Source organism: Legionellales bacterium, assembly GCA_026125385.1.
Classification (GTDB): Bacteria; Pseudomonadota; Gammaproteobacteria; order JAHCLG01; family JAHCLG01; genus JAHCLG01.
Genome location: JAHCLG010000034.1, coordinates 1 through 23,549, shown reverse-complemented (window position 1 = coordinate 23,549; position 23,549 = coordinate 1). Strand labels below are relative to the sequence as shown.

General features: G+C 37.5%; 22 protein-coding genes and 1 CRISPR repeat array. Of the genes, 12 read left to right on the top strand and 10 right to left on the bottom strand.

Annotated features, from left to right (window positions below; translation table 11 throughout):
• Nucleotides 1-98: 98 nt before the first annotated feature.
• A complete protein-coding gene (locus KIT27_10855) occupies nt 99-1,283 on the top strand; it encodes a hypothetical protein (GenBank protein ID MCW5590143.1) in 1,185 nt (394 codons plus the stop codon).
• Between the two features lie 100 nt (nt 1,284-1,383).
• Here the strand turns inward: KIT27_10855 and KIT27_10850 are convergent, their stop codons facing one another.
• From KIT27_10850 to KIT27_10840, 3 genes are all read right to left on the bottom strand, one after another.
• Complete coding sequence (locus tag KIT27_10850; protein ID MCW5590142.1) at nt 1,384-2,262, bottom strand: DMT family transporter; 879 nt, start codon at nt 2,260-2,262, stop codon at nt 1,384-1,386.
• The gene (locus KIT27_10845) at nt 2,253-2,408 is read right to left on the bottom strand and encodes a hypothetical protein (protein ID MCW5590141.1); all 156 of its coding nucleotides are present in this window, start codon (nt 2,406-2,408) and stop codon (nt 2,253-2,255) included. Before KIT27_10845 ends, KIT27_10850 begins: the two co-directional genes overlap by 10 nt.
• A 584-nt stretch (nt 2,409-2,992) precedes the next feature.
• A complete protein-coding gene (locus KIT27_10840; protein ID MCW5590140.1) occupies nt 2,993-4,180 on the bottom strand; it encodes a trans-2-enoyl-CoA reductase family protein in 1,188 nt (395 codons plus the stop codon).
• 649 nt (nt 4,181-4,829) lie between these two features.
• On the opposite strand from KIT27_10840, the gene KIT27_10835 reads away from it, so the two are divergent.
• Nucleotides 4,830-5,537 (top strand): helix-turn-helix domain-containing protein, encoded by a 708-nt coding sequence (locus KIT27_10835; protein MCW5590139.1) that lies wholly within the window; start codon nt 4,830-4,832, stop codon nt 5,535-5,537.
• Here KIT27_10835 and KIT27_10830 read toward each other — a convergent pair.
• From KIT27_10830 to KIT27_10820, 3 genes are all read right to left on the bottom strand, one after another.
• Complete coding sequence (locus tag KIT27_10830; GenBank protein ID MCW5590138.1) at nt 5,532-6,686, bottom strand: alpha-hydroxy-acid oxidizing protein; 1,155 nt, start codon at nt 6,684-6,686, stop codon at nt 5,532-5,534. The two genes, KIT27_10835 and KIT27_10830, sit on opposite strands and share 6 nt — an antisense overlap.
• Nucleotides 6,674-7,300, bottom strand: coding sequence for a queuosine precursor transporter (locus KIT27_10825; GenBank protein MCW5590137.1), 627 nt, complete (start codon nt 7,298-7,300; stop codon nt 6,674-6,676). Before KIT27_10825 ends, KIT27_10830 begins: the two co-directional genes overlap by 13 nt.
• A 76-nt stretch (nt 7,301-7,376) precedes the next feature.
• Nucleotides 7,377-7,976, bottom strand: coding sequence for a hypothetical protein (locus KIT27_10820; protein MCW5590136.1), 600 nt, complete (start codon nt 7,974-7,976; stop codon nt 7,377-7,379).
• 215 nt (nt 7,977-8,191) lie between these two features.
• On the opposite strand from KIT27_10820, the gene KIT27_10815 reads away from it, so the two are divergent.
• Nucleotides 8,192-8,761: a L,D-transpeptidase gene (locus tag KIT27_10815; GenBank protein ID MCW5590135.1), complete on the top strand. Its 570-nt coding sequence runs from the start codon at nt 8,192-8,194 to the stop codon at nt 8,759-8,761.
• 158 nt (nt 8,762-8,919) lie between these two features.
• Nucleotides 8,920-9,741 (top strand): hypothetical protein, encoded by an 822-nt coding sequence (locus tag KIT27_10810; GenBank protein MCW5590134.1) that lies wholly within the window; start codon nt 8,920-8,922, stop codon nt 9,739-9,741.
• 37 nt (nt 9,742-9,778) lie between these two features.
• Here KIT27_10810 and KIT27_10805 read toward each other — a convergent pair whose 3' ends face one another.
• The 4 genes from KIT27_10805 to KIT27_10790 all read right to left on the bottom strand — a co-directional run bounded on the left by KIT27_10805 (nt 9,779) and on the right by KIT27_10790 (nt 13,621).
• Nucleotides 9,779-10,474: a peptide deformylase gene (locus tag KIT27_10805; GenBank protein ID MCW5590133.1), complete on the bottom strand. Its 696-nt coding sequence runs from the start codon at nt 10,472-10,474 to the stop codon at nt 9,779-9,781.
• A gap of 99 nt (nt 10,475-10,573) precedes the next feature.
• Nucleotides 10,574-10,726: direct repeats of the CRISPR family, unit length 22 nt; unit sequence AGCTGCCTGTGCGGCAGTGAAC.
• 11 nt (nt 10,727-10,737) lie between these two features.
• The gene (locus KIT27_10800) at nt 10,738-12,153 is read right to left on the bottom strand and encodes a CRISPR-associated endonuclease Cas3'' (GenBank protein MCW5590132.1); all 1,416 of its coding nucleotides are present in this window, start codon (nt 12,151-12,153) and stop codon (nt 10,738-10,740) included.
• Nucleotides 12,150-13,118, bottom strand: a complete 969-nt coding sequence (gene cas1f / locus KIT27_10795) for a type I-F CRISPR-associated endonuclease Cas1 (protein MCW5590131.1) — start codon at nt 13,116-13,118, stop codon at nt 12,150-12,152. Before cas1f ends, KIT27_10800 begins: the two co-directional genes overlap by 4 nt.
• A gap of 122 nt (nt 13,119-13,240) precedes the next feature.
• Nucleotides 13,241-13,621: a hypothetical protein gene (locus KIT27_10790; GenBank protein MCW5590130.1), complete on the bottom strand. Its 381-nt coding sequence runs from the start codon at nt 13,619-13,621 to the stop codon at nt 13,241-13,243.
• Nucleotides 13,622-13,751: 130 nt separating this feature from the next.
• Here KIT27_10790 and KIT27_10785 point away from each other — a divergent pair, with 130 nt between their 5' ends.
• The 8 genes from KIT27_10785 to KIT27_10750 all read left to right on the top strand — a co-directional run bounded on the left by KIT27_10785 (nt 13,752) and on the right by KIT27_10750 (nt 23,392).
• Entirely contained in the window at nt 13,752-14,954 is a 1,203-nt protein-coding gene (locus tag KIT27_10785) for an aminotransferase class I/II-fold pyridoxal phosphate-dependent enzyme (protein ID MCW5590129.1), read from the top strand.
• Nucleotides 14,955-14,962: 8 nt separating this feature from the next.
• On the top strand, nt 14,963-16,255 hold the full coding sequence (locus KIT27_10780; GenBank protein MCW5590128.1) for a homoserine dehydrogenase: 1,293 nt from the start codon (nt 14,963-14,965) through the stop codon (nt 16,253-16,255).
• 19 nt (nt 16,256-16,274) lie between these two features.
• Nucleotides 16,275-17,354: a threonine synthase gene (locus tag KIT27_10775; GenBank protein ID MCW5590127.1), complete on the top strand. Its 1,080-nt coding sequence runs from the start codon at nt 16,275-16,277 to the stop codon at nt 17,352-17,354.
• Nucleotide 17,355: 1 nt separating this feature from the next.
• Nucleotides 17,356-18,369: a hypothetical protein gene (locus KIT27_10770; protein ID MCW5590126.1), complete on the top strand. Its 1,014-nt coding sequence runs from the start codon at nt 17,356-17,358 to the stop codon at nt 18,367-18,369.
• Complete coding sequence (locus KIT27_10765; GenBank protein MCW5590125.1) at nt 18,362-19,930, top strand: MFS transporter; 1,569 nt, start codon at nt 18,362-18,364, stop codon at nt 19,928-19,930. Before KIT27_10770 ends, KIT27_10765 begins: the two co-directional genes overlap by 8 nt.
• Entirely contained in the window at nt 19,887-21,635 is a 1,749-nt protein-coding gene (gene recJ / locus KIT27_10760; GenBank protein MCW5590124.1) for a single-stranded-DNA-specific exonuclease RecJ, read from the top strand. Before KIT27_10765 ends, recJ begins: the two co-directional genes overlap by 44 nt.
• A gap of 105 nt (nt 21,636-21,740) precedes the next feature.
• Nucleotides 21,741-22,613: a DnaJ domain-containing protein gene (locus KIT27_10755; GenBank protein ID MCW5590123.1), complete on the top strand. Its 873-nt coding sequence runs from the start codon at nt 21,741-21,743 to the stop codon at nt 22,611-22,613.
• 200 nt (nt 22,614-22,813) lie between these two features.
• On the top strand, nt 22,814-23,392 hold the full coding sequence (locus tag KIT27_10750; GenBank protein ID MCW5590122.1) for a hypothetical protein: 579 nt from the start codon (nt 22,814-22,816) through the stop codon (nt 23,390-23,392).
• Nucleotides 23,393-23,549: the final 157 nt, after the last annotated feature.

The window sequence follows — 23,549 nt, the reverse complement described above, 5'->3', positions numbered from 1 at the left end:
ATCCCTCTCTCTCCGCCACTATAACCACCTCTAAAAAAATACCTAAAAAAATCCTATCAATCTAAAGCAAAAACATCGATATCTGATTAGGAGCCAATATGACTATCGATAAAAACATCGATGCGTTTATAAAAAATTTACAAGGCTTTGAATATAAAATTCAAAGCGTCGATCGCCAGTGGAATATTATTTTTATGGATAAAAAAGCAAAATGGCATCATTTGTTTGTAAATAAATATCAAGATACTTATTATTTAAATTTACTAGATAATGACATCCGTGGTTTAGAAGTAAAACCCCATCAAAGCGTTACATTAATGGAATCGTTTGGCTTTTCTCACGATTACCGGCCTGAAGAAAAATTGCTTGTCATATGGGAAGAGTTGATCATCGATGCATGCCGCTGGTTAAACTGCGTAAAAAAAGATTGGATTAAAATCAATAAACAAATTCAAGAAAATTATCCCCTCAATCGGCGTAAAGGAATTGTGCCTAACTCGATTGTTAGAGAATCGTTGAGTGATTGTTATCGCATTGATAAAGCATTAGGTAAAGCCAATACTAAAAAATTTATTGATATTGTGGAAAGCAATTATTTGCATCGATCTGAAAATACTGAAATAAAATCAATGTCAGCTCATGATTATTTTAATTATTGTAAAATTGCATATACTGCTGTGTTGGGAAATGAAAATTCATTTGATAAAAATTTAAGCGGAAAACAATTGTATAAGTGTTATGCTGACGGTCGTGATGAAGGCTTATTAAGTATTAAAGAAAAGTCAAAAGTAGAATTTGAGCAATGGCTAGACGGTAAACATCCATTGCGAGAAAGTGGCGGCCATCCTTGGGAAATTATGAGGGGAGGTAATACCACACACATTGATCTTATCGTAGAGCGCCCTTCGTATTATTTTAAAGAGGGCTTTAAAGTCGTCTTAAATGGCCCCGCAATTAGCCGATTAAAAGATACTATTTGCATGTTTTTAGCAATATATGATGCGGGCTTACCAATTACTATCAATGATTTTGAAGGGATCCGCAAGCGTTTGTTAGGGCACGATAACATTGGTATTATCCCCTGTTACGATTCATTACACCGCGCAAATCAAACCTTTTATGAACATGAAAGTGTTTATGATGTTTGTTATTTTGATGACTTTGGTCGTTATAAAAATCGAATTAAATCATTTACCGTTTGGGAACCATTGCCAATTTTAAAACCTATTCACGTGCCTAAAACCAGTAAAACATCAAAAAAATCTAATCTCGATAAGGGTTAATTATGTTTTTTGATCGCGCTGATTGCCAATATGTTGGCAGAGGAAATTTTAAATAAAATTAAATATCAAATTGAAAAATTAAATCTAAAAAATAATTATTTCAATTGCTATTATCTAAGTGTTGCATTGAGTAACGCGTTACCACAATCACACCACTCAAAATAAACACCACACAACAATATTGAAGTAAACTCAAGGCATCTTTAAAAACCAACGCTGCAAGCAGTAACCCTAAAACTGGCTCCAAATACTGACTATAAATGGCAAATAGTTTTTGATGGCGCATGGCAAAGGAATAACAAAAAAAGGCACAAGGAACAATGGCACCCACACAAGCTGCAATCAAGCAAGCACTTAAATTAATTTCGCTTAAATGTGATCGAAAAAATAATATCCAGATTAAACCATTTACAATGGCTGCAATATAACACGTTAAGGTGGTGACTTGTAAGTCATTATAGACGGTATGAAGTTTATTAATTAGCACGCTGTAAAAAACCCAACTTAGCATACCTAAAACGAGAGCAATAATCGCTGGAATAGTTAATACATCATATTGTTCTTTAAAGCTCATAAATAAATATAAACTAATCATAATCACCAACAAAGCAACGATTGCTGGCCATTGCATTTTATAGCGCAAACAAACTGCCATTAAAACGGGTGTCAGTGAAAAAATTACGACATACCAACTTACCGGGATTTCATCCATAGCCCAGGTTTGTGAGAAAAACATCACCGAGATAACTAAAATAAATAAAATTAAATCTCTTGAATTTAAATCACCCAGTTTTTTTATAACACTTTTTAAACAAGGTAAAAGCAACAAACTTGAAAAACCGAATCTTAGGGCAATAAAGCCAGGTACGCTGATGCCTTTTAAAGCCATTTTCACCAAAACTGGCATACCACCCCAAACACTTACGGCAAAGAGGGCAGCAAGATAGGGAATGAGTGTTTTAAATCTATTTAATAACATGCAGGCAATTGTTCATCGTTAATTGTAATAAAAATGCTTTTCATGGCTTTGTGGATAACAGTAGTTTCACGAGTTACTAAACCAATAATTGCGCCACCAATCGCGATCATACCAAGTTGTTTGGCGGTGAGTTTTTTTAATTTCATGTTAGCTATTTCTTAAACACATTGATTGTTACTAGGTGAAAAATACTAACACACCATTATTTTTTATGCAAATAAGAATTAAAATCTATATATTATGTGCTATGGTTTTATTTGTTGTGCTATAAATCTTTTAATCATGCGCAGTTTGAAAAAATGGGTTGGTGATTAAGCCCATCAATACTTAAAAGAACATCCTTAAGAAAGAAAGTTTTTGGAAATGTCATGTTCATAAAATCACTCTCAGTGGACTCACTCGCCAATAGTAGAGGCGAGAACATAATCTAAATTAGACTCAATTTCAGCATTGGTTTCACAAGTTGAAATTTAATCTTTTTTAGGAATTTGTAGATGACGCAGACAAATAAATTCAGGTTAAAGTTTATATAACTATACTCTTCACGATTGAATTTTAGGCTTTGTTGCCGAGCCAAAGCTACTTAATCATGTATTCAGCTACTTCTTCGTAGCGTTAGCTCAGCGCCTCGCCTAAAATCCAATTGTTTTGAATATATTTTGTTGAGGAAAAATTTTATCGTTGTGCGATCCTGGATCTTCGCTGCGCTCCGATCCAGGCTACTCTAGATTTATTTTAATGATGGGATGGCAATACCAATATTAACATCTGCTTGATAATCTATATTATCTAATTCAAAACCAAACAATTGATAAAAATTATGTAAATAGCCTTTAAGATCGGAAATTTTATAAATATTATCACTATTAACTTGCTGCCATAATTGCATAACTGCTTGTTGCACGTCTTCACGCATTTCAAAATTATCTAAGCGAATGCGATTTTCTTCGTCGAGCAATAAAGTTTCATTACCGTATAATTGCTGAAATAAACGAGAAATTTGTTCAATACAGCCTTCATGCAAATTTTTTTCTTTCATTACTTTAAATAATAATGAAATATATAATGGCACTACAGGAATGGCAGCGCTTGATTGTGTTACTACTGCTTTATTCACGGAAATATAGGCTTTGCCATTTATTTTTTGCAATTGCTGGTTTAATAAGTGTGCGGTGCGATCTAAATCGGCTTTGGCACGGCCAATCGTGCCATGATGATAAATAGGATAGGTTAATTCAGGTCCGATATAAGAATAAGCTAACGTTAGTGCCTCATCATTTAAGACATTGGCGGTTAATAAATCATTTATCCATAATTGCCAATCAGCACCACCCATAACGGCAACTGTATGATCAATTTCTTCTTGAGTTGCAGGTTCGATGGTAACTTGACTCACTTCACCGGTTAAGGGATTTACGGTTTTATTGATAAACGGTTTATCCGTGGTTTTTAATACCGATTGATAAACCATACCAGTTTTGGGATCGGTGCGGCGTGGAGAGGCCAGGCTATAAATTACCAAATCGATTTTGCCTAAATCCTGTTTAATTAAATCAATCGTTTGTTGGCGAATTGCTGTGGAAAAGGCATCGCCATTAATGCTTTTTGCATAAATACCTGCGTGTTGTGCAGCTTGTTCGAATGCTGTCGTATTATACCAACCGGCACTCGCGGTGCGTTTGTCGCTCGCCGGTTTTTCAAAAAACACACCAATCGTCGCCGCACCCATTTGAAAACTACTGGCAATACGACTCGCTAAACCATAACCCGTCGAGGCACCAATCACCAAGACGTTTTTAATCGGACTTGTTATGGCATGTTGTTTTGCGTAGGCAATTTGTTGTTGAACGTGAGCGCTACAACCTTGCGGATGGGCGGTAGTACAAATAAATCCGCGGACTTTAGGAGCTACTTGCATAGAAATTCCTTACTATTTAAAAAATTCATAGTGTACCGGAAAAGCTGGATGCTCGCATGCTTTGTTTTGAAAATATATTTTTGGAAGCATTAGGTGATAGATAGTTCGCAATAAGGACGAAATATTTGCGCATTGAATGGTTGATAAAAAGAAGTGGTTATGTTAGCAATTATTTTCACACAAAGAGTTTAACATAACCACTTTAATTGCTTGGGCAAGTTTCTAAAGTATTTAATGTTTCAATTTATAAATGGCATTGCGTTCTTGTTTAAGAATATGATCTGCGCAGATCGAGATAAAAATACGAAGATCATTTGCGCTTAAACCCATTAAAAAATCATCACTTGTTAGTATTTCGGTTAAAGATAAATATTTTTGACAAAGTAACTCAGTATCGAAGAAAGTAATATACGGTTCTGTTTTATCGTAATCCTGTACTATGATTCGATATCGAGCTATATATTTTTTGCATTTATTTGGGATTGTTTTTTCTTGATACATAATGCTTCTCCGTAATAAGTTTTAATTGGTATTATAATACCAATTAAAATATTATCAAGCATTAATTTACTAAGTATAGTATGCGATTGCATTTTAATATTGTTTTGAGTATCATTTAATCAATATCAAGTGAGAAATGAGAAGTCCCATGAGGAAAAGTAAAAATTTACAACCGCAACAGAATTTAAGTATAGAAAAAGCTAATGATAAGGGTGTTGTAATAAAAAATTTGTTGCCATTATTAATGAGTGAGGGAAACATTAATGCGCAAGAATTGAGTTATCACACAGGTGTTTCAATCCACACAATCAATAAATTAAAGCAAAATCAAATGCCTAATCCTACTATTTCAACATTGATGCCCATCGCAAAGTTTTTTGGTTTGAATCTAAGTCAATTCTTAGGTGAAGAAGATCTACCTTCTGGATATATCGTAGGAGAATTTAATGAGATTGAAAGGCGCAATACGATTTTGCCGTTGCTACGCTTTGAGGAGTTGGAAAATTGGATTTGCAAAAGGCCGCTTATCAACACAGATAGTTTTACGGTAAATATTAAAGTCAGTAAAAATGCATTCGCATTGAAAGTTCAAGGCCAATCCATGTTGCCTAGTTTTGATGATAAATCTATTATTATTGTCGAACCAGAAGTGGAAGCCGAGGATTGTGACTTTGTTATAGTTAAAATTAAACATCAATCTAATCCTATTTTTAGACAATATCTCAAAGATGGCGATCTCCACATATTTAGACCTCTAAATGACAAGTACGGTCAAGCCACACCCGCCGAATATGGCGAATTTAAAATATACGGGGTAGTTATTCAAAATTTAGTAAATTATAAAAAAGTATTATAATTTGCTACGAAGTCTAGAAAATCTAGTCGGGATTGAAACAGAATGTTGAGTTTCTAACGAAATCGAATTGGTAAAATATAAATAATCCCTTCCATTTTCCCGCAATTCATTTACAGATTCACATCCCAATAATAACATGCATTCTTCAATTTCTTCATTAATTAGGGTAAACATTTCTTGAATGCCTTGTTGTCCACCAACTGTTAATGCCCATAGAGGAAGTCGCCCAAGTAAAACAGCGCGTGCACCTAAAGCTAGGGCTTTAACAACATCTGCGCCATTTTTAATTCCACCATCTAACAGTACAGGGATTTTATTTTGAACGGCTTGAATAATATGCGGCAAAATTTCTAGTGAAGAGACAGAGCAATCTAACTGTCTTCCGCCATGATTAGAAACAATAATTCCATCAATATTTTTTTCCAAACATTTTTTTGCATCTAAGGGGTTTAATATACCTTTTAAAATAATAGGTAAACGCGTTTGCGATTTAATCCAGTCAATGTCTTGCCAACTTAGCCCTCGTTTAAATTGAGTGTTGGTGTATTCCGCAACTCTTGAACCTGTTTTGGTTTTCTCAGAAAGATTATTTAGGCCAAAATTAATAAAATTTTCAGCTTTACAATGGGGTGGTAAAGTAAAAAAATTATTTTTATCTCGATGCCGAGTGGCCATGAGTGGAACATCTACAGTAATTACTATGGCTTTATAACCTGCGTTTTCTGCTCGCCGGATAAGCTCCAAAGTTATATTCTGATTTTCAAAAACATATAATTGAAACCAAAGAGGTGACTGAGTTGATTGTGAAATTTTCTCTAAAGATGTTGTAGCCATAGTGCTTACTATCATCAACGACCCGCTGTTTTCAACTGCTTTGGCCATTGCTATCTCTCCCTCAGGATGCAACATTTTGTGAAAGGCGGTTGGAGCAATTAAGACTGGCGTTTTGAGTTTATTCCCTAAAAGATTAACTGAGGTATCAACTTTAACGATACCTTTTAAAGATTGGGGCAAAAATGTGAATTTTTGAAATGCGGCGTTATTTGATTGTAAAGTGATTTCATTACCTGAGCCACCACATACATAATCAAAAATACTTTTTTCAAGTTTTTTCTTTGCTAATGCTTCATAGCTCGCTAATCCTGGCATATCTCTCCACCACTATCTTGTATATTTTTAATTAATTGATCAATATTGTAATTTTTTCTGTAGTCTTGGGTATTTAAATCTTCTTTTATTTTTAGATAAACAGCGATAATAGATCCTGGCCACGATAATAAGGCGGCATAAAGCAATTTTATTATATAAATGCTGATCATTACTTGTATTATTTTGCTAAAACTCAATACTCCTAAAAATGCAATTAAGTCAGCAATTAAAGAGGTTATCAACTCGCCTAACGATGAAGAACATATACTTCGCAACCAAAAATATTTACCCCTTAGAATTACTTTGGTTTTTGCTATAATATAAACATTTAATATTTGACCTATAATGATCCCCAGTGTGTTAGCTAAATAAAATCTAAAAACACTGCCTAATACCGAAATATACTCAGCTTCATGATGCCAATAATTCGGTGCGGGTGTTCTGATTAGTAAAGCCAATACTGTTGAGAAAATAAAACCACATATTAAGGTGGCGCAGATTAATTCTAAAGATTTTTTATAGCCATAAACCTCGGCGACAATGTCACCTATAAAATAGGTTAAAGGGAAAACAAAAATTCCAACTGAAATCAGGAATCCGTTAATTTCTGCCATTTTGTACGCTAATAGGTAGGTTAATAGCATGAATGTTAAATATAACAGACTAAGCAGGTTATAATATTTAAATGTTTTATTGGTTAGAGTATTCATTTTCTTTAGATATATTTTTAATTAAGTTAATTTGGTTAGCTCTGGAGTAATTTTTTGATATTTTTAAATTTTTCTTTATGGTCGATAACTCATGGCGAAATTTTTTAGTATCAATTAAGCTTTTATTATAACCAATTCGAAATGCATCTGCTGGGCTAAAATTTTTAGTAATTTCAGCATCATTAAACTCATTCATTATTATTTTTTTTAGCTTCGCTGTTTGAGAGTTTTTTACTATTAGGTAATGCTCATCAGAATCTTGTTCAAACTCAATTACTTCATATTTTTTAAAAGATTTAATTTTCTCATTAGCAATGGTAATTATTTTTATATCTGCTTGCGAAAATGAGTAAAGAAATTCTTCATTTTCTAAAATTGTCTGAGGTGGAATGCGATAAAATACATTTTTTCCCACGACTTGAATCAAACATACAAAAGATTGTGTTTTTTTTGAATATTCAATCGCTGAATAGCGCAATAAAGGTTGCTGTTCTCGGATATGCTTTATTTCTGAATAGGCATAAAAAATCCCGTGAGCAAATCCATTCATCCAATCGGCGACTGATTTTACTAATTTCATAGAATTGTCCTTAATTCGAGTTCTATAATACGCCAAAGCTACTACAACTATATTTGGTTTTGAATTCTATGTGCATTACCGAGTCTAGTCAAATCCATTCGTTAAATAACGTATATTATGCACAAAACACCGCCATAAAAATAAATCTAAAGTTATTGCGTGTTCGTACGAAAATAAGGAGAGAAGGATATAGTAATTGCAAGAGGAAAAACGATATGAAGCTTACCAAAACAGTCATTGGCATGGGGTTATTATCATTATCACTGTCGGCCTTCGCCTATAGCAATGTGGATTGCAGCGATGGGCAATGCGGCGCGATGCAAGTAGCGATGAATGATTATGGGGCAGGGTATAATTCACACAATGGCTTGCCAAGTAAGCGCGCAGCGACTGGTAATCGTGTTTTTGTTTTTTCTCCTACGAAAATGGTCTGGGCGGCCTATGATGAACAAGGACAATTAGTTCGCCATGGTGAAGCTTCTGGGGGTAAACGCTGGTGTGGTGATGTGGGACGAGGTTGCCGTACGCCCGTTGGAACATTCAAGGTGTATCGTAAAGGGGGGGCGGATTGTGTTTCCAGTAAATATCCGTTAGGCCGAGGAGGCGCCCCTATGGCTTATTGCATGTTTTTTAGTGGAGGCAGTGCCATTCATGCATCACCTGTAGTTCCTGAATATAACTCAAGCCATGGATGCATCCGGGTTCATCACGAAGATGCGCGTTGGTTACATCAAGAATTTATTCGCCATGGCACGACCGTGCAAGTGTTGCCGTATCGCGGTTAGGAGAGACTAATGAGCCAGAAGCAGGGGGGGCTGGCTCAGTTTTTTGTCAGTGACTGCGGTTTTCAATGAAAAGTTTCTTATTTACTCGCAATAATGTACAATAAGCTTAATTTAAGCATCAGGCAAAACCTTTAGAATTTTTAATATTATGGGTGAATATGTTCGCTTCTGTTCAACTTAAAAAAATAAAAGAATTAATCTCTGATTATAAAGATTATCTTTGTACAGAGTTTGAGAATATTTATCGGAAATTCGCTTTGGTTAATGGTGATGGAGAAAAAAACATAGACACTATTACCGCCGACATCAGAACTCGTATTAATTTTTTACTAATGAACTTGCTTCTTGAGAATACGCAGAATGGCAATGAAGGTCGGAAACAGAATCTCTTCGTTATACTCAAAAAATTAGAAAGCTTAGCAGAAATCGAAAAATTATATGCTGTTCCCGTTAATAATGATTCATCTTCTAACATAACAAATGAAACAAAACCCAATACAAATAAATTCAAATGGAATGATCAAATGACATTAAGCGCTATAGAAAGAAAAACGCATTCAATTCTAGCTAAAATTAAAAACCAAACAAATACTCTCCATAATACTCAACATCGTAGTAGTAAATTTTATCAAGTTCTCCAATCCATTTTGCATATTTGTTCATTGGGATTAGTTTCTTATTACCAAACAGGCTCATTTCAATTTTGGAAACCACGGAATGTAAGAGTTTTAAATACTATTACAACTCAAGTTTCACTCAAACAGGAGGTTAATAGTAAAATACAAAGCTCAAGTGATAATACAGATTTTATCCTGAAAAATTGTTCGCTAAAAATATCTCAGCCTTTAAAAAAACATCGAAACCCACCTGACCGCAATCATTATGTTAAAGCGCTAATCTCTGCGGAAAATGCGGCAGGCGATCTGGCTTTGACGAATAATGATTTTGAGTTGATGAGAAAATATCGCCGTCGAAAGTGAATTTTCTTAATCTAAGATTATTAATATTCTGATGGGATCATTTACGATTATCCCCCGAATTGTGATAAACAGCCAAAATTTCTTTCAATAATTTTGAGCTAATTCCATTACTCGGCGCATGTTCAAGCAAGGGGACGAGTTCACGTAAAATCGGAAATTTACCGGAGCGTAGGGCTTTGGGAATTTGATGTAGATAAATATGATAAGCTTTATTATCTTGGCGAAAGTATAGTTGTTGATTATTTTTCATGCGATTCACATACCGAATACCATCCAAATGATCGCATTCATGTTGAAATACCCTTGCGCGAAAATTACGGTATTCTTGAGTAAATAAATTACCATTTCGATCATAAGCACGAAAACGGATCCCTGTAGAGCGAGTCACTTCGCCCAACATTTGTTGGCTAGGTTCGTTATAAACCGAAAAACAACCTTCCCAATCGGTGGAGCGATTATCGTCGATAATTTCATATTCGGGATTAATAAATAAGGTTACAGGCATGCCCTCGTTATCTTCGCGTGAATGCTCATCTTCAATGCCGATAATAAATACCCGCGCATTCCAACCCACTTGCGGTGCGGCCAATCCCACAGCAGGTAAAGTGGGATAAATGCTGAGCATATTATCGAGTAATGCTTGAGTTTCTGGACTAGTAATTTTTTCCAGCGGAATAGCTTCTGTTTTGGTATGGAGCAGAGGTTCATGCATGTGACATATGCTGAGTTTCATCGACAAGGCTTCCTAGTATAAAAGGCTGCATTATAAAAAAATTGCACGCATTCTGCTATAGACTAAGCGTGTTTTGATATTATAGTTGTGTTACGTTTTATTTTTGTGAGCTGCCTGTGCGGCAGTGAACTTGGCATTATGACTTAACAAATGGATACTCTTTTTCTAAGCTGCCTGTGCGGCAGTGAACAGTCAGGTTCAATTTTTGGAGAAATAGTATCATTTCTAAGCTGCCTGTGCGGCAGTGAACTGAACTGAATGTCCTAAAAGTCAATAGTTAGGTCATTTAGCAAACCAAGACAAACCTGGACTCTCGGACAGATCCAGATAATTTTTTTTGCTTGAGTTAGAGCTGCCCATTCCAGGGAAATTTTTGTTTTACCACACCCTGCAGGCCCCTGAAGCACCCCTATATTTGTTGCTCCATCACCATTCATTACAGCAAATTTTTGTAAATCAGCGAGTTTTTGAGCGGCTTCTGATTGTGCGTAATTCTGTTCGCTTGAAGGGTAACGTTTTTTAAAGCCTGTCAGGCAATCACGTATTCCTTCGAGTAAGTGGCCTTCTTCGTGCGCGAGGTTATTTACTAGCTCATCCAACGAGCGTTCAACAAGATATTCCTCAAGATCTTCTGAAGAACATGAGGAAACCAGACGGTCAGCACTAATTACTGCTGATCTGATAAGGTTATTTAAGGCATTTTCACGAACATTATCTTGAAATTCCGTGATCTTATCTGCCCAATCATCATATTTTTTATAATCAGGATACGAGTCAACTTTCAAACTAAAGGATTTATTAAAGTTGGGCAGTAAATGTTGTATTTCAAATTTTTGAGACAAAAAAGTAACATCTTTGAGCACCGCTATGGCTTTGCTGTAGATATCATCAAACTTTTCTTTTACTAAAGATTTTTTAAAAACAGCAAAAATCGCTTCTGGCTTAGTAAATATATCATCTTTTCTAAAAGGCTTTGTATGGTGCCAATAAATACCGTGAGCAATCTGAATTCGCTGATGTTTGGAAAGTTCTTGTGATTCTGAAAGCAATGATTCGCTGAATAACCACGAAAGTTCATGATGCCTTGGATGATTTTCAAAGGAAAACTTCTTAGGTGCATCAATGTGGGTTCCATCATGTGGCGTGAAATCTTCTGAAATTTTTCCAAAGTTTTTATTAACCCAATTTTGAAACTCTGGGTCTATTTTCCCTAAATCGTGCAAAATGCCTGCAATAAAAGCCACTTGCTTTAATTTTGGATTTTCTATCCCCATCCTTTCAAGCAGATAGTAAGCAACATACCCAACAGCAAAAAGATGATGGCTTAACTTTTGCTTTTTTGTATTAGCCATGAAATGGCTAGTTTTCACAGATAATTTATCCATAATGACTTCCTTTAATGTATAGTTAACTGGCACAACCCCACGATGATTAAAAGCTTGTTTCCTCCCCACCACCCAAACCAACTCCGTGCGAGATCGAGATCTCACCCAATGACAACTCACGGCTGTATTTTTACTTGCTGTTTTACACAGTAATTTTTTAACCGCAAGCAAACCCTCTTGAGTGATTGCCGTTTGCCAAGTATTGTCGCCAATGCGATCGGCAAAAGCATCCAAGACGCGACGGGTTTTAATTAATGCTTTTTTTTGACATTGAGAAACGAAAATTACTCTCATAACAAAGTGTCGCTATTATTTTCGGTTTCCCAATCGGTTTTTAACGCAATGGCTTTGACTTGATCAAACATAAAATCAAGAGCCTTGTGATCAATAAACGCTTGTAAACACTGCTGACGAAATTCTTGTTCGCTACTGTTTTCTTTCGCACAAATAAATGCCCAGGGGAGAATAAGTGTATCTTTAATCAAATCGGCTATATCAAAAACTAACGCTCCGCGACGCGTTTTACCGTGCATTACGGCAAATCCATGAGGAATACCTAACACCCACAATGTTGTTGCGGCTAAACCATAGGCAAGATAATTTCCGTGATTAAGAAAACTATTAGCGTTATCTGTATTTTCACGGTTACGAGTAAATTGACCGTAGTTTGTTTGTGCTGCCGCATAGCGATAAAGCTGTTTCGTTAACTCTGCTTCTGCTTGAAATAATTTACTGATATCTGCGGCGTGTTTAATTTTATTTTCATAATTTGACAAGGGTTGCTCTAAATCATCACTGTTAAAACCTTCCGACTTAAGCTCTTTACTTTTTTGCCAATGAGTTTTTAAATATTCAATACGTGAAATTTGGAAATGTTTTGCTGCAAGTAAACGCTTTTTATCATCGAACCAAAATTTCATCCAACCTTGCATATACTCGGTGGGACGGTATTCACTTTGCGGTGTTAACCATTCAACCTCACTTGCCATTAATAAGGGTGTACCTCCACCACCACAAAAGCCCACTAAGACACCTGCTTGCGCTAACATGCGCATGGCTGCTTGTGTAATGGAAGTGCCTGTGCCCAGTAAAAGGCAAGTGGTATTGGCTATAGGAATGTTCCAATATTGATTTTCATTTTGAGCCTCAGTGAGATACAAGACGCGACCATCCTTTTGCATGATTCGGCATTTTTCTAAATAATAAATATTGGCACGTTTTGAGTGCAGAATCGCTTTTAGATCCGTTAATATTTCCATGCGTTATTGTCCTAAAATATGTCTGCGGAAATGAAATAAATAATTAAAAAGAATAGGAGAAAGATTAGGCCATAATTTTTAGATGCTGTAAATGCTTTTTCAAGCATTTATAGTTGTAAGATTCACAAAATCGTCGAAGGATTCAAACACAACCCCGCAACGACAGGGCGTTTTTCTGCAATTAATACATTATAAGTGCGGCAGGCTGCGCCAAACTCCATAATTTCTAGGCCAATTTTTGCTTCGAGGCAAGCCTTGCGAAAGGCGAGCGGGGGGAAGTTATTGCGCTGGGCGCCAATTAATAAAATACTAGGTTTTAATGCTAGAATGTCGGATAAATGCTGAGGATTTAATTCCAGTGGGGAATGAATCTGCCATGCTTGCAGGTGTTGGGCGGAAATTAAAATACTGTGGGTGTAAGTGTGTTCTCCGAGCGTTACTGAGCGATCTGTATAGCGCGCGATGGAAAGAATTTGGCTGTTTTGATCTAAATTTAATTGCATGGATCACCTAATTAATAAAAAACAACTATAATTAATAAGGCAAATTGTAAAAGGATTTACGCCAAGATGGTAGATCAACGGTTAAATAGACGGTACAACAATCTTGGTTAAAACGCAGGAAGGGCAGACCATGAGTGAATTTCAGCGAGTGAATCAACTACCGGAATATGTATTCAATATTTTGGCGCGCAAAAAACAGGATTATAGTCAGCAGGGAATTCATATTATCGATTTTGGGATGGGCAATCCCGATCAAACCACTGCACCTCATATCCTCGATGCCTTGCGCGAAGCGTTGGAATTTTCCGATGCCACGCGTTATTCAGCTTCTCAAGGAATTCAGCCACTACGCCAAGCCATTTGCGATTGGTATGAACAACGTTTTGGCGTGAGCTTAGATCCAAATCAAGAATCGTTAGTGACTATTGGTTCAAAAGAAGGGTTAGCGCATTTGGCGCTGGCCATCACTGGGCCAGGTGATTTAGTGATGGTGCCGACGCCTGCGTATCCCATTCACACCTTTGGATTTGTGATTGCTGGCGCCAATGTATTATCAATTTCACTGGCGAGTGAACAACAGTTTTTAATCGATCTCGAAAAAAATTTACAACACGCGACGCCCAAACCAAAATTACTTGTCTTGAATTTTCCTTCCAATCCCACTTCGATGGGAATTAATTTAAATTTTTTTGAAAAAGTCATTGGGCTTGCTAAAAAATTTGGCGTGTGGGTATTAAATGATTTTGCTTACGCGGATATTGTTTTTGATGGTTATCGCGCGCCTTCTATATTACAAATTCCAGGTGCTAAAGAGATTGCCGTGGAAACCTATTCGTTATCAAAATCGTATAATATGCCAGGTTGGCGTGTGGGTTTTATGAATGGGAATCGACAATTAATTAGTGCGTTAATACGCTTAAAATCCTATATTGATTACGGCATGTTTGCCCCCATTCAACATGCGGCTGTTGCGGCGTTAACCGGATCACAAGCTTGTGTTGAACAAAATCGTTGGTGTTATCAACAACGCCGCGATCATCTCTGTCAACAATTATTAAAACACGCCAATTGGAAAATTGATAGGCCTCGTGCCACCATGTTTGTGTGGGCAAAAATTCCTGAACCGTTTCAAGCTTTAGGCTCTTTTGGATTTTGTGATTTATTACTGGAAAAAGCCCATGTCGCGGTAACTCCTGGCGTATGCTTTGGTCAAGAAGGCGATCAGTATGTGCGTTTTAGTTTAGTGCAGGAAGATGACATCTCCACGCAAGCATGTCTTGCAATTGGCAAAGCATTACGTGAGAATGAGGGCACTTATTCTCAAGTTGCCTAAGTTTACGGATGATTATCAAAAAAAAATTACGCGTTGGACTATTAGGATATGGCACAGTAGGTCAAGGTTGTTTGCAATTATTGCAAACTAATGCTGCCGAAATTGCGCATCGTTATCACTGTGAATTTCATATCGAAAAAATTTTAATTCACGATAAGCAAAAACCGCGCGTTCATTATTCGTTTAATCCAGAATTTACTACTCAGCCCAGTGAAATAATCGGTAATCCCGCTATTGATGTGGTGATTGAATTAATCGGCGGAGTAACCCCTGCATTTGATTTTGTGCGACAAGCGCTGATGCATCATCAACACGTGATCACCGCCAATAAAGCGCTATTAGCAGAGCGCGGTGAAGAATTATTTCAACTAGCCGCGGAAAAAAATTGTTTTTTGCGTTTTGAAGCTGCTGTTGCCGGTGGTGTGCCAATTATTTGCGCGTTAGAGCAGGGCTTAAGTGCGAATCAGATTACACGCATGGCGGGAATTATCAATGGTACCAGTAATTATATTTTATCGGCATTAGCACAACAAAAAGCCGATTTTACTCAAGTGTTACAACAAGCCCAACAGTTAGGTTATGCCGAAGCCGATCCAACTTTAGATATCGATGGTAGCGATATCGCTCATAAATTGTGTTTATTAGCGCATTTAGCCTTTGGCGCACCCTTGGCCATGAACACTATTTTCAAACAAGGCATTAGCGAAATTAATGCGCTCGATTTGCATTATGCGCGCGAATTAGGATTTTGTATTAAGCAATTAGGCATTGCGGAAAAAACCGATCACCATTTATTATTGCGCGTGCAACCCTGTTTAATTCCAGACAGCAGTTTATTAGCCCATGTTAATGGCGCGATGAATGCTATTTTAGTGGAAGCCAATGCCGCTGGTCCAACCATTTATTATGGTCAAGGTGCTGGGGCGTTGCCCACTGCTAGCAGTGTGATTGCTGATTTAATTACTATTGCAACTCAACATTATTCTATGCAGGTACCAAAATCTGCTATTTCCTCCATTAATTTTTTAACAATGGATAGTTTGCAAAGTGAATTTTATTTACGTTTTCATGTGCGCGATGAAGCCGGTGTATTGGCGAGAATGACTCAAAGTTTTGCCAAGATGGGAATTAGTATTGAATCCTTGTTACAAAAAAAATCTGATCATCAGCATGATAGGGTTCCTATTATTATCAAAACACATCAAGTGAATTATCAAAATTTGCAGCAGGCGATTAGCGAAATTAAACAACATCCGACCGTTGCTAAACAAAGTCTGTGTTTGCCGATTGTAAAAATTTAATCGAAAAGGATAAGGGCTCATGAAGATAAATTATCCAGGATTAATTGCAAAATATGCTGAGTATTTGCCAGAAATTGCCTGTAAAACACCGATCAGTTTATATGAAGGCAATACTCCATTAATCGAACTCCATCGCTTTAAACAGTATTTTAATTTGAATTTAACGCTCTATGTTAAATATGAAGGATTAAATCCAACCGGATCATTTAAAGATCGCGGGATGACGGTGGCTATTTCTGCTGCGAAAGCACAAGGACAGCGCGCGGTGATTTGCGCGTCGACTGGCAATACTTCTGCCTCCGCGAGTGCTTATGCCGCACGCGCTGGCATGCAAGCGTTTGTATTAATTCCTGAGGGAAAAATTGCTTATGGAAAATTAGCGCAAGCGATTTGTCATGGTGCAACTGTTTTACAACTACAAGGTAATTTTGACGATGGCATGAAGTTAGTAAAACAATTAGCAGACATTTTACCCTTAGCGATCGTCAACTCAATTAATCCACTGCGTTTACAAGGGCAAAAAACCGCAGCATTTGAAGTATGTGAAACATTAGAACGCGCGCCTGATTATCATTATTTACCGGTGGGTAATGCGGGGAATATTAGTGCGTATTGGATGGGCTATAGTGAATTATTTCACGCAAATAAAATTACGCAAAAACCCCATATGATTGGTTATCAAGCGCGTGGAGCGAATGCCTTAGTCACCAATACTATCATCACTCATCCAGAAACCATTGCCAGTGCTATTCGAATTGGCAATCCGCAATCACGCCATTTAGCACTCAGCGCACAAGCAGAATCATCAGGTTGGTTTAATGATTGTGAAGATGAGGATATTTTGCAAACGCAATATCAATTAGCGGCGTTAGAAGGTATTTTTTGCGAACCCGCTTCAGCGGTGAGCCTTGCTGGAGTTGTGCAAGACTATCGCGCTGGAAAAATACCACCTCACAGTTTAGTGGTGGCGACTTTAACCGGCCATGGTTTAAAAGATCCTGATAGTGGAACTTGGCACGCCAAACATCATCCAACTCAAGTAGTACCTGTCGAATTATCTATCATTCGCGATACCATCGAAAAAAAGTTGGAGCAATAATGTGACTAAAGCATTGTATGTGATGATACCGGAATTATTTTCTCTTCGTAGAAATCATGAAATAACATCTTCGCAATCCTTTATTCACTTAACGCAACTCATCTTATCCACGCCGATGTTATCAAGTAATGCTCGCAATTATGAGCAAGTATTAAGTGAATTATTTTTTCCTCAGCAAAATGCTATGCAAGGATTAGCAGCTTTGCGTGGACTTGCCGATGGATTAAATACCCACGATAATTTTTGGTGGTGTTGTGATCCGGTGGAGTTAGTGTTAGATCAGAAAAACGCTTTTTTACATCCATTAAATACATTTAATATTGCCAGCGATTATTTATTAGAACTACGAAGAAATATTCAAAATATACTAGACGAAGTGGCTTGGCAATTTTATACCCCCAGAATGAACCGCTGGTATTTATCGAATTTACAATTTTTAGATATTCCTACTCCTACCCTCAGTGAAATGAGTGGAAAAAAAATTTCAGTGGATTTTCCGCAAACACCCATGGCAAAACTTTGGGGACGTTTATTAACGGAAATTCAAATGGTGTTATTTCAATTTCAACAACAATATAAAATTCCAGCGAATTTAAACAGCGTTTGGTTATGGGGGGGCGGCAAGTTGCCAACAAAAATGGCCTCGGACTGGCAATGGATTTATGGCGACGAACCCGTGCTAAATGGCATTTGCCAATATTTAGATTTAAAAAAATTAGCAGTTCCCTTTGAACACTGTTTAAATGAATTAACTGCCGCAGGGCGCTATTTTATTTTTTTCGATCCCAAAACCCAGCTGCAAACAAGTGATCCAACACTTTTTTTGCCGTATTTAGAAGAAACATTTTGGCCTAATCTCTTTAAATGGTTAAAATACTCCCGAGAACACAGTTGCTGGTTGTATACAGGGGAGGGTAGCGCATGGCAATTTACCAATCGATCATTGCCACGATGGTGGCGTTTTCACAAGCCACGCGATTTTTTTGCGCTGCTGGAGCATGTACGTAATGCCTGAATCGCGAGTGAGTTGGCGAGCTTGGTTGGCATTATCGGGGCTGGCATTAGTTTCCTTCATGATTAATATCGATTTTACTGCGGTGAATATCGCACTTATGCCCATTTCCCACGATCTTGCTACCCAACTCAATACTATTCAATGGATATTAAGTGCCTATGTCTTAACCTGGGGAGCATTAGTGTTACCAGCAGGTCATCTGTGCGAAGTCATTGGTAGACGACGCAGTTTTTTAATCGGTGTTGGTTTATTTATGGTGGCTTCCTTATGGTGTGGCTTTACCCGTGATAGTGCGATGATGATTATCGCACGAATTTTCCAAGGGATCGGTGCGGCTTGCTTTATTCCTGCCGCGTATAGCATCGCTTATAGTTTAATTCCCGATAGCCGACGAGGTTTGGCCTTAGGTATGGTGAGTACGGGGGTGGGTTTGGGGCTAGCGTTAGGGCCACTCTTAGGAGGTTTTATTGTCAAATTCTTTACCTGGCCATGGATTTTTTGGATGAATATTCCCATAGGCTTAGTTGCTTTTCTCATCATCTTCTTTGTCGTGGCGCGCGAAAAATTTCCCTTCAGTCATAAAAAACCCGATTGGTTAGGCATGGGTTTATTAATCGCTTGTTATTTATTATTAATTTTAAGCATTACTCATACAGAATATTGGTCACGATACAGCGATGCTTTTTCCGTATTAATTTATTTAGGCTTAGTCGCCTTAGTATTATTAATCGTTACCCAAGCACATACACCCACGCCATTATTTCCTTCGATTATTTTTAATCGTAATTTTATGAGTGCGACGTTTGGCTTTATGTGTTTGCAATATAATTTTGCGGCCATTGTATTTTTAGCGAATTTAGCCTTGCTCAACGTTATGTTGATCAGCAGTTATGAATGTGGATTTATGTTTTTAGCGATGACAGTATTCTGGGCGTTATTATCGCCAGCCGGTGGATATCTACAAGATAAATTAAACCCACGCGCCCCGATTTTATTAGGCGTTGCTCTCTTGAGTGTAGCGTTATTGATTTTATTTTTTATTACTCCACAATCTTCAACAGCGAGTTTAATCAGTGCTTTTGTGCTAATGGGATTAGGATTTGGTTTAGCATTTCCAGGTTATGGGACGCTGATGTTGCGCTCATCTTCTGCCAAAGTCATTAATACGGCAACCGCATTTTACACCATGATTGGATTAATCGGAGCTACGTTAGGGGTGGTGTTTAGTAGTGTGGTGTTATTGCATTACACGCGCAAAATTGTGATTACAGGATTAACTGAACAAGCAATTCACCTGACTGCTTATACGCAACATCAATTAAATACCATCTTGGTTAGCACGAATATGAGTAGCATTGATTTAAATTCTTTACCTAGCCAAGTGCGGCGCTATCTCGAATTGCATTTGCATGTTAGCTATCTTTCGGCATTGCGTTATGCCTTTGGATTAAATATCATAGTCGCCCTCTTGGGACTGTGGTTCTGTAGTTTAATGACTCCGGCAAGGAAATATGTGCATGAAAAAAATCATCAAACGTCGTATAGCCCAACCCGAATATGAACAATCGTTATTAGAATTTCATCCAATATTAAGACGTATTTATGCAAATCGCGGTATTCAATCGGCGCATGAATTATGTCACGATTTGGATCAATTATTAAAATTTCAATCCTTAAATAATATTCAAATCGCCGTAGAATTTTTAGCAGCCAGTTTGATTCAACAAAAACATTTTTTAATTATTGGCGATTTCGATGCTGATGGCGCCACCAGTACCACCCTTGCTGTATTAGCACTCAGAGCCTTTGGTGCTAAACAGGTCAATTATTTAGTGCCGAATCGTTTTGAATATGGTTATGGGTTAACGCCAGAAATTGTCGTGGAAGCCGCAAAGTTAAAACCCGATGTGATTATTACGGTGGATAATGGGATAGCAAGTGTCGCAGGTGTTGCCAAAGCCAATGACTATGGCATTGATGTCATCATTACCGATCATCATTTACCGGGTCGTCACCTTCCAGATGCCAAAGCAATTGTGAATCCGAATTTAAATGGCGATGCGTTTCCGAGTAAATCGCTCGCTGGGGTTGGTGTAATTTTTTATGTTATGTCAGCTTTGCGCCGTTATTTAATTGAAAAAAATTATTTTTCCGATCAACAGATTAATTTACCTAAAATGAGCGATTTTTTAGATTTGGTGGCATTAGGCACCGTTGCCGATGTCGTCGCACTGGATCAAAATAATCGAATTTTAGTTAAACAAGGATTAGAACGAATTCGGCGTGGCGGGTGTCGTCCAGGAATTAAAGCGTTATTTACCATTGCTGGTAAAGAATTAGCGACAGTGACGGAAGCAGATTTAGGCTTTGCCTTAGGTCCGCGCTTAAATGCCGCGGGGCGTTTAGATGATATGAGTTTGGGCATCGAATGTTTATTAACACAAGATTTTTCCATCGCCATGGAATATGCAGCGCAATTAAATCAATTAAATATTGAACGCAAACAGATTGAAATGGATATGCAACAACAAGCGTTAACGGCATTAGAAAAAATTCATTTTAATGACACGAGCTTGCCGGCGGGTATTTGTTTATTCGATGAAAATTGGCATCAAGGGGTGATTGGTATTTTAGCCAGCCGCATTAAAGATCATTATCATCGTCCGGTGATTGCATTTGCTAAAATCAATGAGCAAGAATTAAAAGGCTCAGCGCGTTCGATTAATGGTATTCATATTCGCGATATTCTTGATACACTGGCAACCCATCATCCGCACTTAATCACTAAATTTGGCGGCCATGCCATGGCGGCAGGATTAAGCATTGCACCTCATCATTTACCAGAATTCGCTCGCGTTTTTTCCACGATGATTGAACAACACAGTTCGAGCGATTTATTTACTGCGCAGTTATTCAGCGATGGTGAATTAAAGCCCGAAGAAATCACTTTAAATTTAGCAGAGTTATTGCAGCAAGCAGGGCCATTTGGGCAACATTTCCCCGAGCCGTGTTTCGATGGTGAATTTTATATTCTCGACCAACGCTTAGTCGGACAAAAGCATTTAAAATTAACCTTAAGCGATTTATATCGTCGTCAACAATTTGAAGCGATTGCATTTAATATTAATCTGCGAGAATGGCCTAATTATCATTGCGATCGGGTGCGCTTAGTTTATCAATTGGATATCAATGAGTTTCGTGGGGTGAAACGTTTGCAATTGTTGGTGCGCCATTTGGAGAGTGTGGAGGTAGTGAGTTTGGTGTGAGGAAAGGATTCATGCTCGCTCACTGTTTTATGGCCTCAAATTTCTTGGATAAGTCGTGGAAATCGCGTATGCTTATAGTATTCAGTATAGTGTGAGAGTACTACCATGCATAGCGCAGAATCAAGTGAATTTAATATGGCAAATGCGACCGTGGCTACGGTAACTACGGGAGGCAGTAATCCGCATTGGGAATCTCAGCAGAACATGAAAAATACCAAACAGCCTCAAGCTAAGCCGCAACAGGATAATGAAGAAGAGGAAAAGAAAAAGAAGAAAAAAGATGATTTTACCTCTAGAGTGGCTCAGGATCTTTTTAAAGAGATAGCCACTTATTTACTGGGTAAGCAGGATAATAATGCTGGAAATCAACCTCAGTATAATGCTAGTAATAGTCAAGGACAAAGCGATGATTTAATTAAAGAATTACGAGATTGGTATAACAAATATCAATCATGGAAAAAAGACAATCCTAAAGAAAACGGTGAGTCTTATATGGATTATTTTACGCGCTTTTTTGATGAGCATGTCAATGGCAAAAATAACGAATATCAACAATCCAGTGATAATGACTATTCAAATACGCAATATAATTCCCAACAGTCAAATTATAGTCAATCTCAGAGACAATCTAATTCATCCGGCGCATCATCAGCGCCTCAAAACGCAGGCCCACCGCCTAATTACTATGAAACTCTAGGGGTCGATCGTAATGCCTCGGAAAATGAAATTAGAAAAGCTTATCGCAAAGAAGCATTGGCAAATCATCCCGATAAGCATCAAGACAGTCCAGAAGAATCTAAAGCCGCAGAAGCCAAAATGAAGGAACTAAATGCCGCTAAAGATACGTTACTCGATAAAGACAAACGAGCAGCACACGATCGGAATTTAGACCAATATAATTCTCAGCAGACAAATACGAATACTCCAGGAGCGAGTCCAAGTAGCGCACCTTCACCTGGTTTTTCACCAGGTGGCTAGTAGCGTGTGTTGAGCAGTATTCAAGTTAATTGCTGATAGTATGTCTATAATTTAAGAGGGATGGAATAGCAATAATCAATACGTTAGCATTTTTATGGGTCAACCTGATAATTCTATTCTAAATGGACATACAATGTGTTATATTGATAAGTAGATTATGAAAATTTCATTTTAACCTAAACTCGCGAGTTAACGATACGATGGAAAATGACACACGATCAGAAAATACCTCATCAAGTCCTTTACCGGACGATAGACAATCTAACAAAGATAATACTACAGGTTCACGCTCTCTCTATGAAAGTGCTAAAGACGCGTATTCAAAGATAAAATCATTTGTAAATAAAGTGCAAAACACAACTTCAAACAAGGATGAAAATAAAGATAGTCCAGAAGCACAAGCTAAAAAGAAAGAAAACTTTACCAATACGGTTTCAAAGACAATTTTTGAAAAAATTGCAGAATGTTTAATGAAATTACTATTAGGTAATTCAAAAAATACCGTAGCCATAAAAAATGATCAAGATCAAATTGAAAAACTATCATTGGAAAATTTAGGCGCTGATCCCAAAGAAAAGTTACGAGAAAAATTAGAAACTTGTTTTAATAATAACTATGACGATGTTTTAACGACATTAGTCGAGAATGTAAATGGCAATACTAATCAAGCAACTAACGAGTTAGCCAGCAGTGTTGCTTCAGATGAACAATTACTAAACAATGTTAATGAATGGCAAAATTCATTAGCCCCATCCAATACCAAAAGACTAACCATGTAACAGCCTGTAACGGAGCGCGTAGCCTGGAACGGAGTGTGATGTAGCCTGGAACGGAGCGCAGCGTAGATCCAGGATCAGAATATTAAAAAAACTTCGATCCTGGATCTCCGCTGCGCTCCGTTCCAGGCTACGTCTGCGCTCCGTTCCAGGCTACGGT

Coding starts and splice junctions, on each gene's coding strand:
- KIT27_10855 (MCW5590143.1), top strand. CDS start 99: ATGACTATCGATAAAAACATCGATGCGTTTATAAAAAATTTACAAGGC.
- KIT27_10850 (MCW5590142.1), bottom strand. CDS start 2,262: ATGTTATTAAATAGATTTAAAACACTCATTCCCTATCTTGCTGCCCTC.
- KIT27_10845 (MCW5590141.1), bottom strand. CDS start 2,408: ATGAAATTAAAAAAACTCACCGCCAAACAACTTGGTATGATCGCGATT.
- KIT27_10840 (MCW5590140.1), bottom strand. CDS start 4,180: ATGCAAGTAGCTCCTAAAGTCCGCGGATTTATTTGTACTACCGCCCAT.
- KIT27_10835 (MCW5590139.1), top strand. CDS start 4,830: ATGAGGAAAAGTAAAAATTTACAACCGCAACAGAATTTAAGTATAGAA.
- KIT27_10830 (MCW5590138.1), bottom strand. CDS start 6,686: ATGCCAGGATTAGCGAGCTATGAAGCATTAGCAAAGAAAAAACTTGAA.
- KIT27_10825 (MCW5590137.1), bottom strand. CDS start 7,300: ATGGCAGAAATTAACGGATTCCTGATTTCAGTTGGAATTTTTGTTTTC.
- KIT27_10820 (MCW5590136.1), bottom strand. CDS start 7,976: ATGAAATTAGTAAAATCAGTCGCCGATTGGATGAATGGATTTGCTCAC.
- KIT27_10815 (MCW5590135.1), top strand. CDS start 8,192: ATGAAGCTTACCAAAACAGTCATTGGCATGGGGTTATTATCATTATCA.
- KIT27_10810 (MCW5590134.1), top strand. CDS start 8,920: ATGTTCGCTTCTGTTCAACTTAAAAAAATAAAAGAATTAATCTCTGAT.
- KIT27_10805 (MCW5590133.1), bottom strand. CDS start 10,474: ATGAAACTCAGCATATGTCACATGCATGAACCTCTGCTCCATACCAAA.
- KIT27_10800 (MCW5590132.1), bottom strand. CDS start 12,153: ATGAGAGTAATTTTCGTTTCTCAATGTCAAAAAAAAGCATTAATTAAA.
- cas1f (MCW5590131.1), bottom strand. CDS start 13,118: ATGGAAATATTAACGGATCTAAAAGCGATTCTGCACTCAAAACGTGCC.
- KIT27_10790 (MCW5590130.1), bottom strand. CDS start 13,621: ATGCAATTAAATTTAGATCAAAACAGCCAAATTCTTTCCATCGCGCGC.
- KIT27_10785 (MCW5590129.1), top strand. CDS start 13,752: ATGAGTGAATTTCAGCGAGTGAATCAACTACCGGAATATGTATTCAAT.
- KIT27_10780 (MCW5590128.1), top strand. CDS start 14,963: ATGATTATCAAAAAAAAATTACGCGTTGGACTATTAGGATATGGCACA.
- KIT27_10775 (MCW5590127.1), top strand. CDS start 16,275: ATGAAGATAAATTATCCAGGATTAATTGCAAAATATGCTGAGTATTTG.
- KIT27_10765 (MCW5590125.1), top strand. CDS start 18,362: ATGCCTGAATCGCGAGTGAGTTGGCGAGCTTGGTTGGCATTATCGGGG.
- recJ (MCW5590124.1), top strand. CDS start 19,887: ATGAAAAAAATCATCAAACGTCGTATAGCCCAACCCGAATATGAACAA.
- KIT27_10755 (MCW5590123.1), top strand. CDS start 21,741: ATGCATAGCGCAGAATCAAGTGAATTTAATATGGCAAATGCGACCGTG.
- KIT27_10750 (MCW5590122.1), top strand. CDS start 22,814: ATGGAAAATGACACACGATCAGAAAATACCTCATCAAGTCCTTTACCG.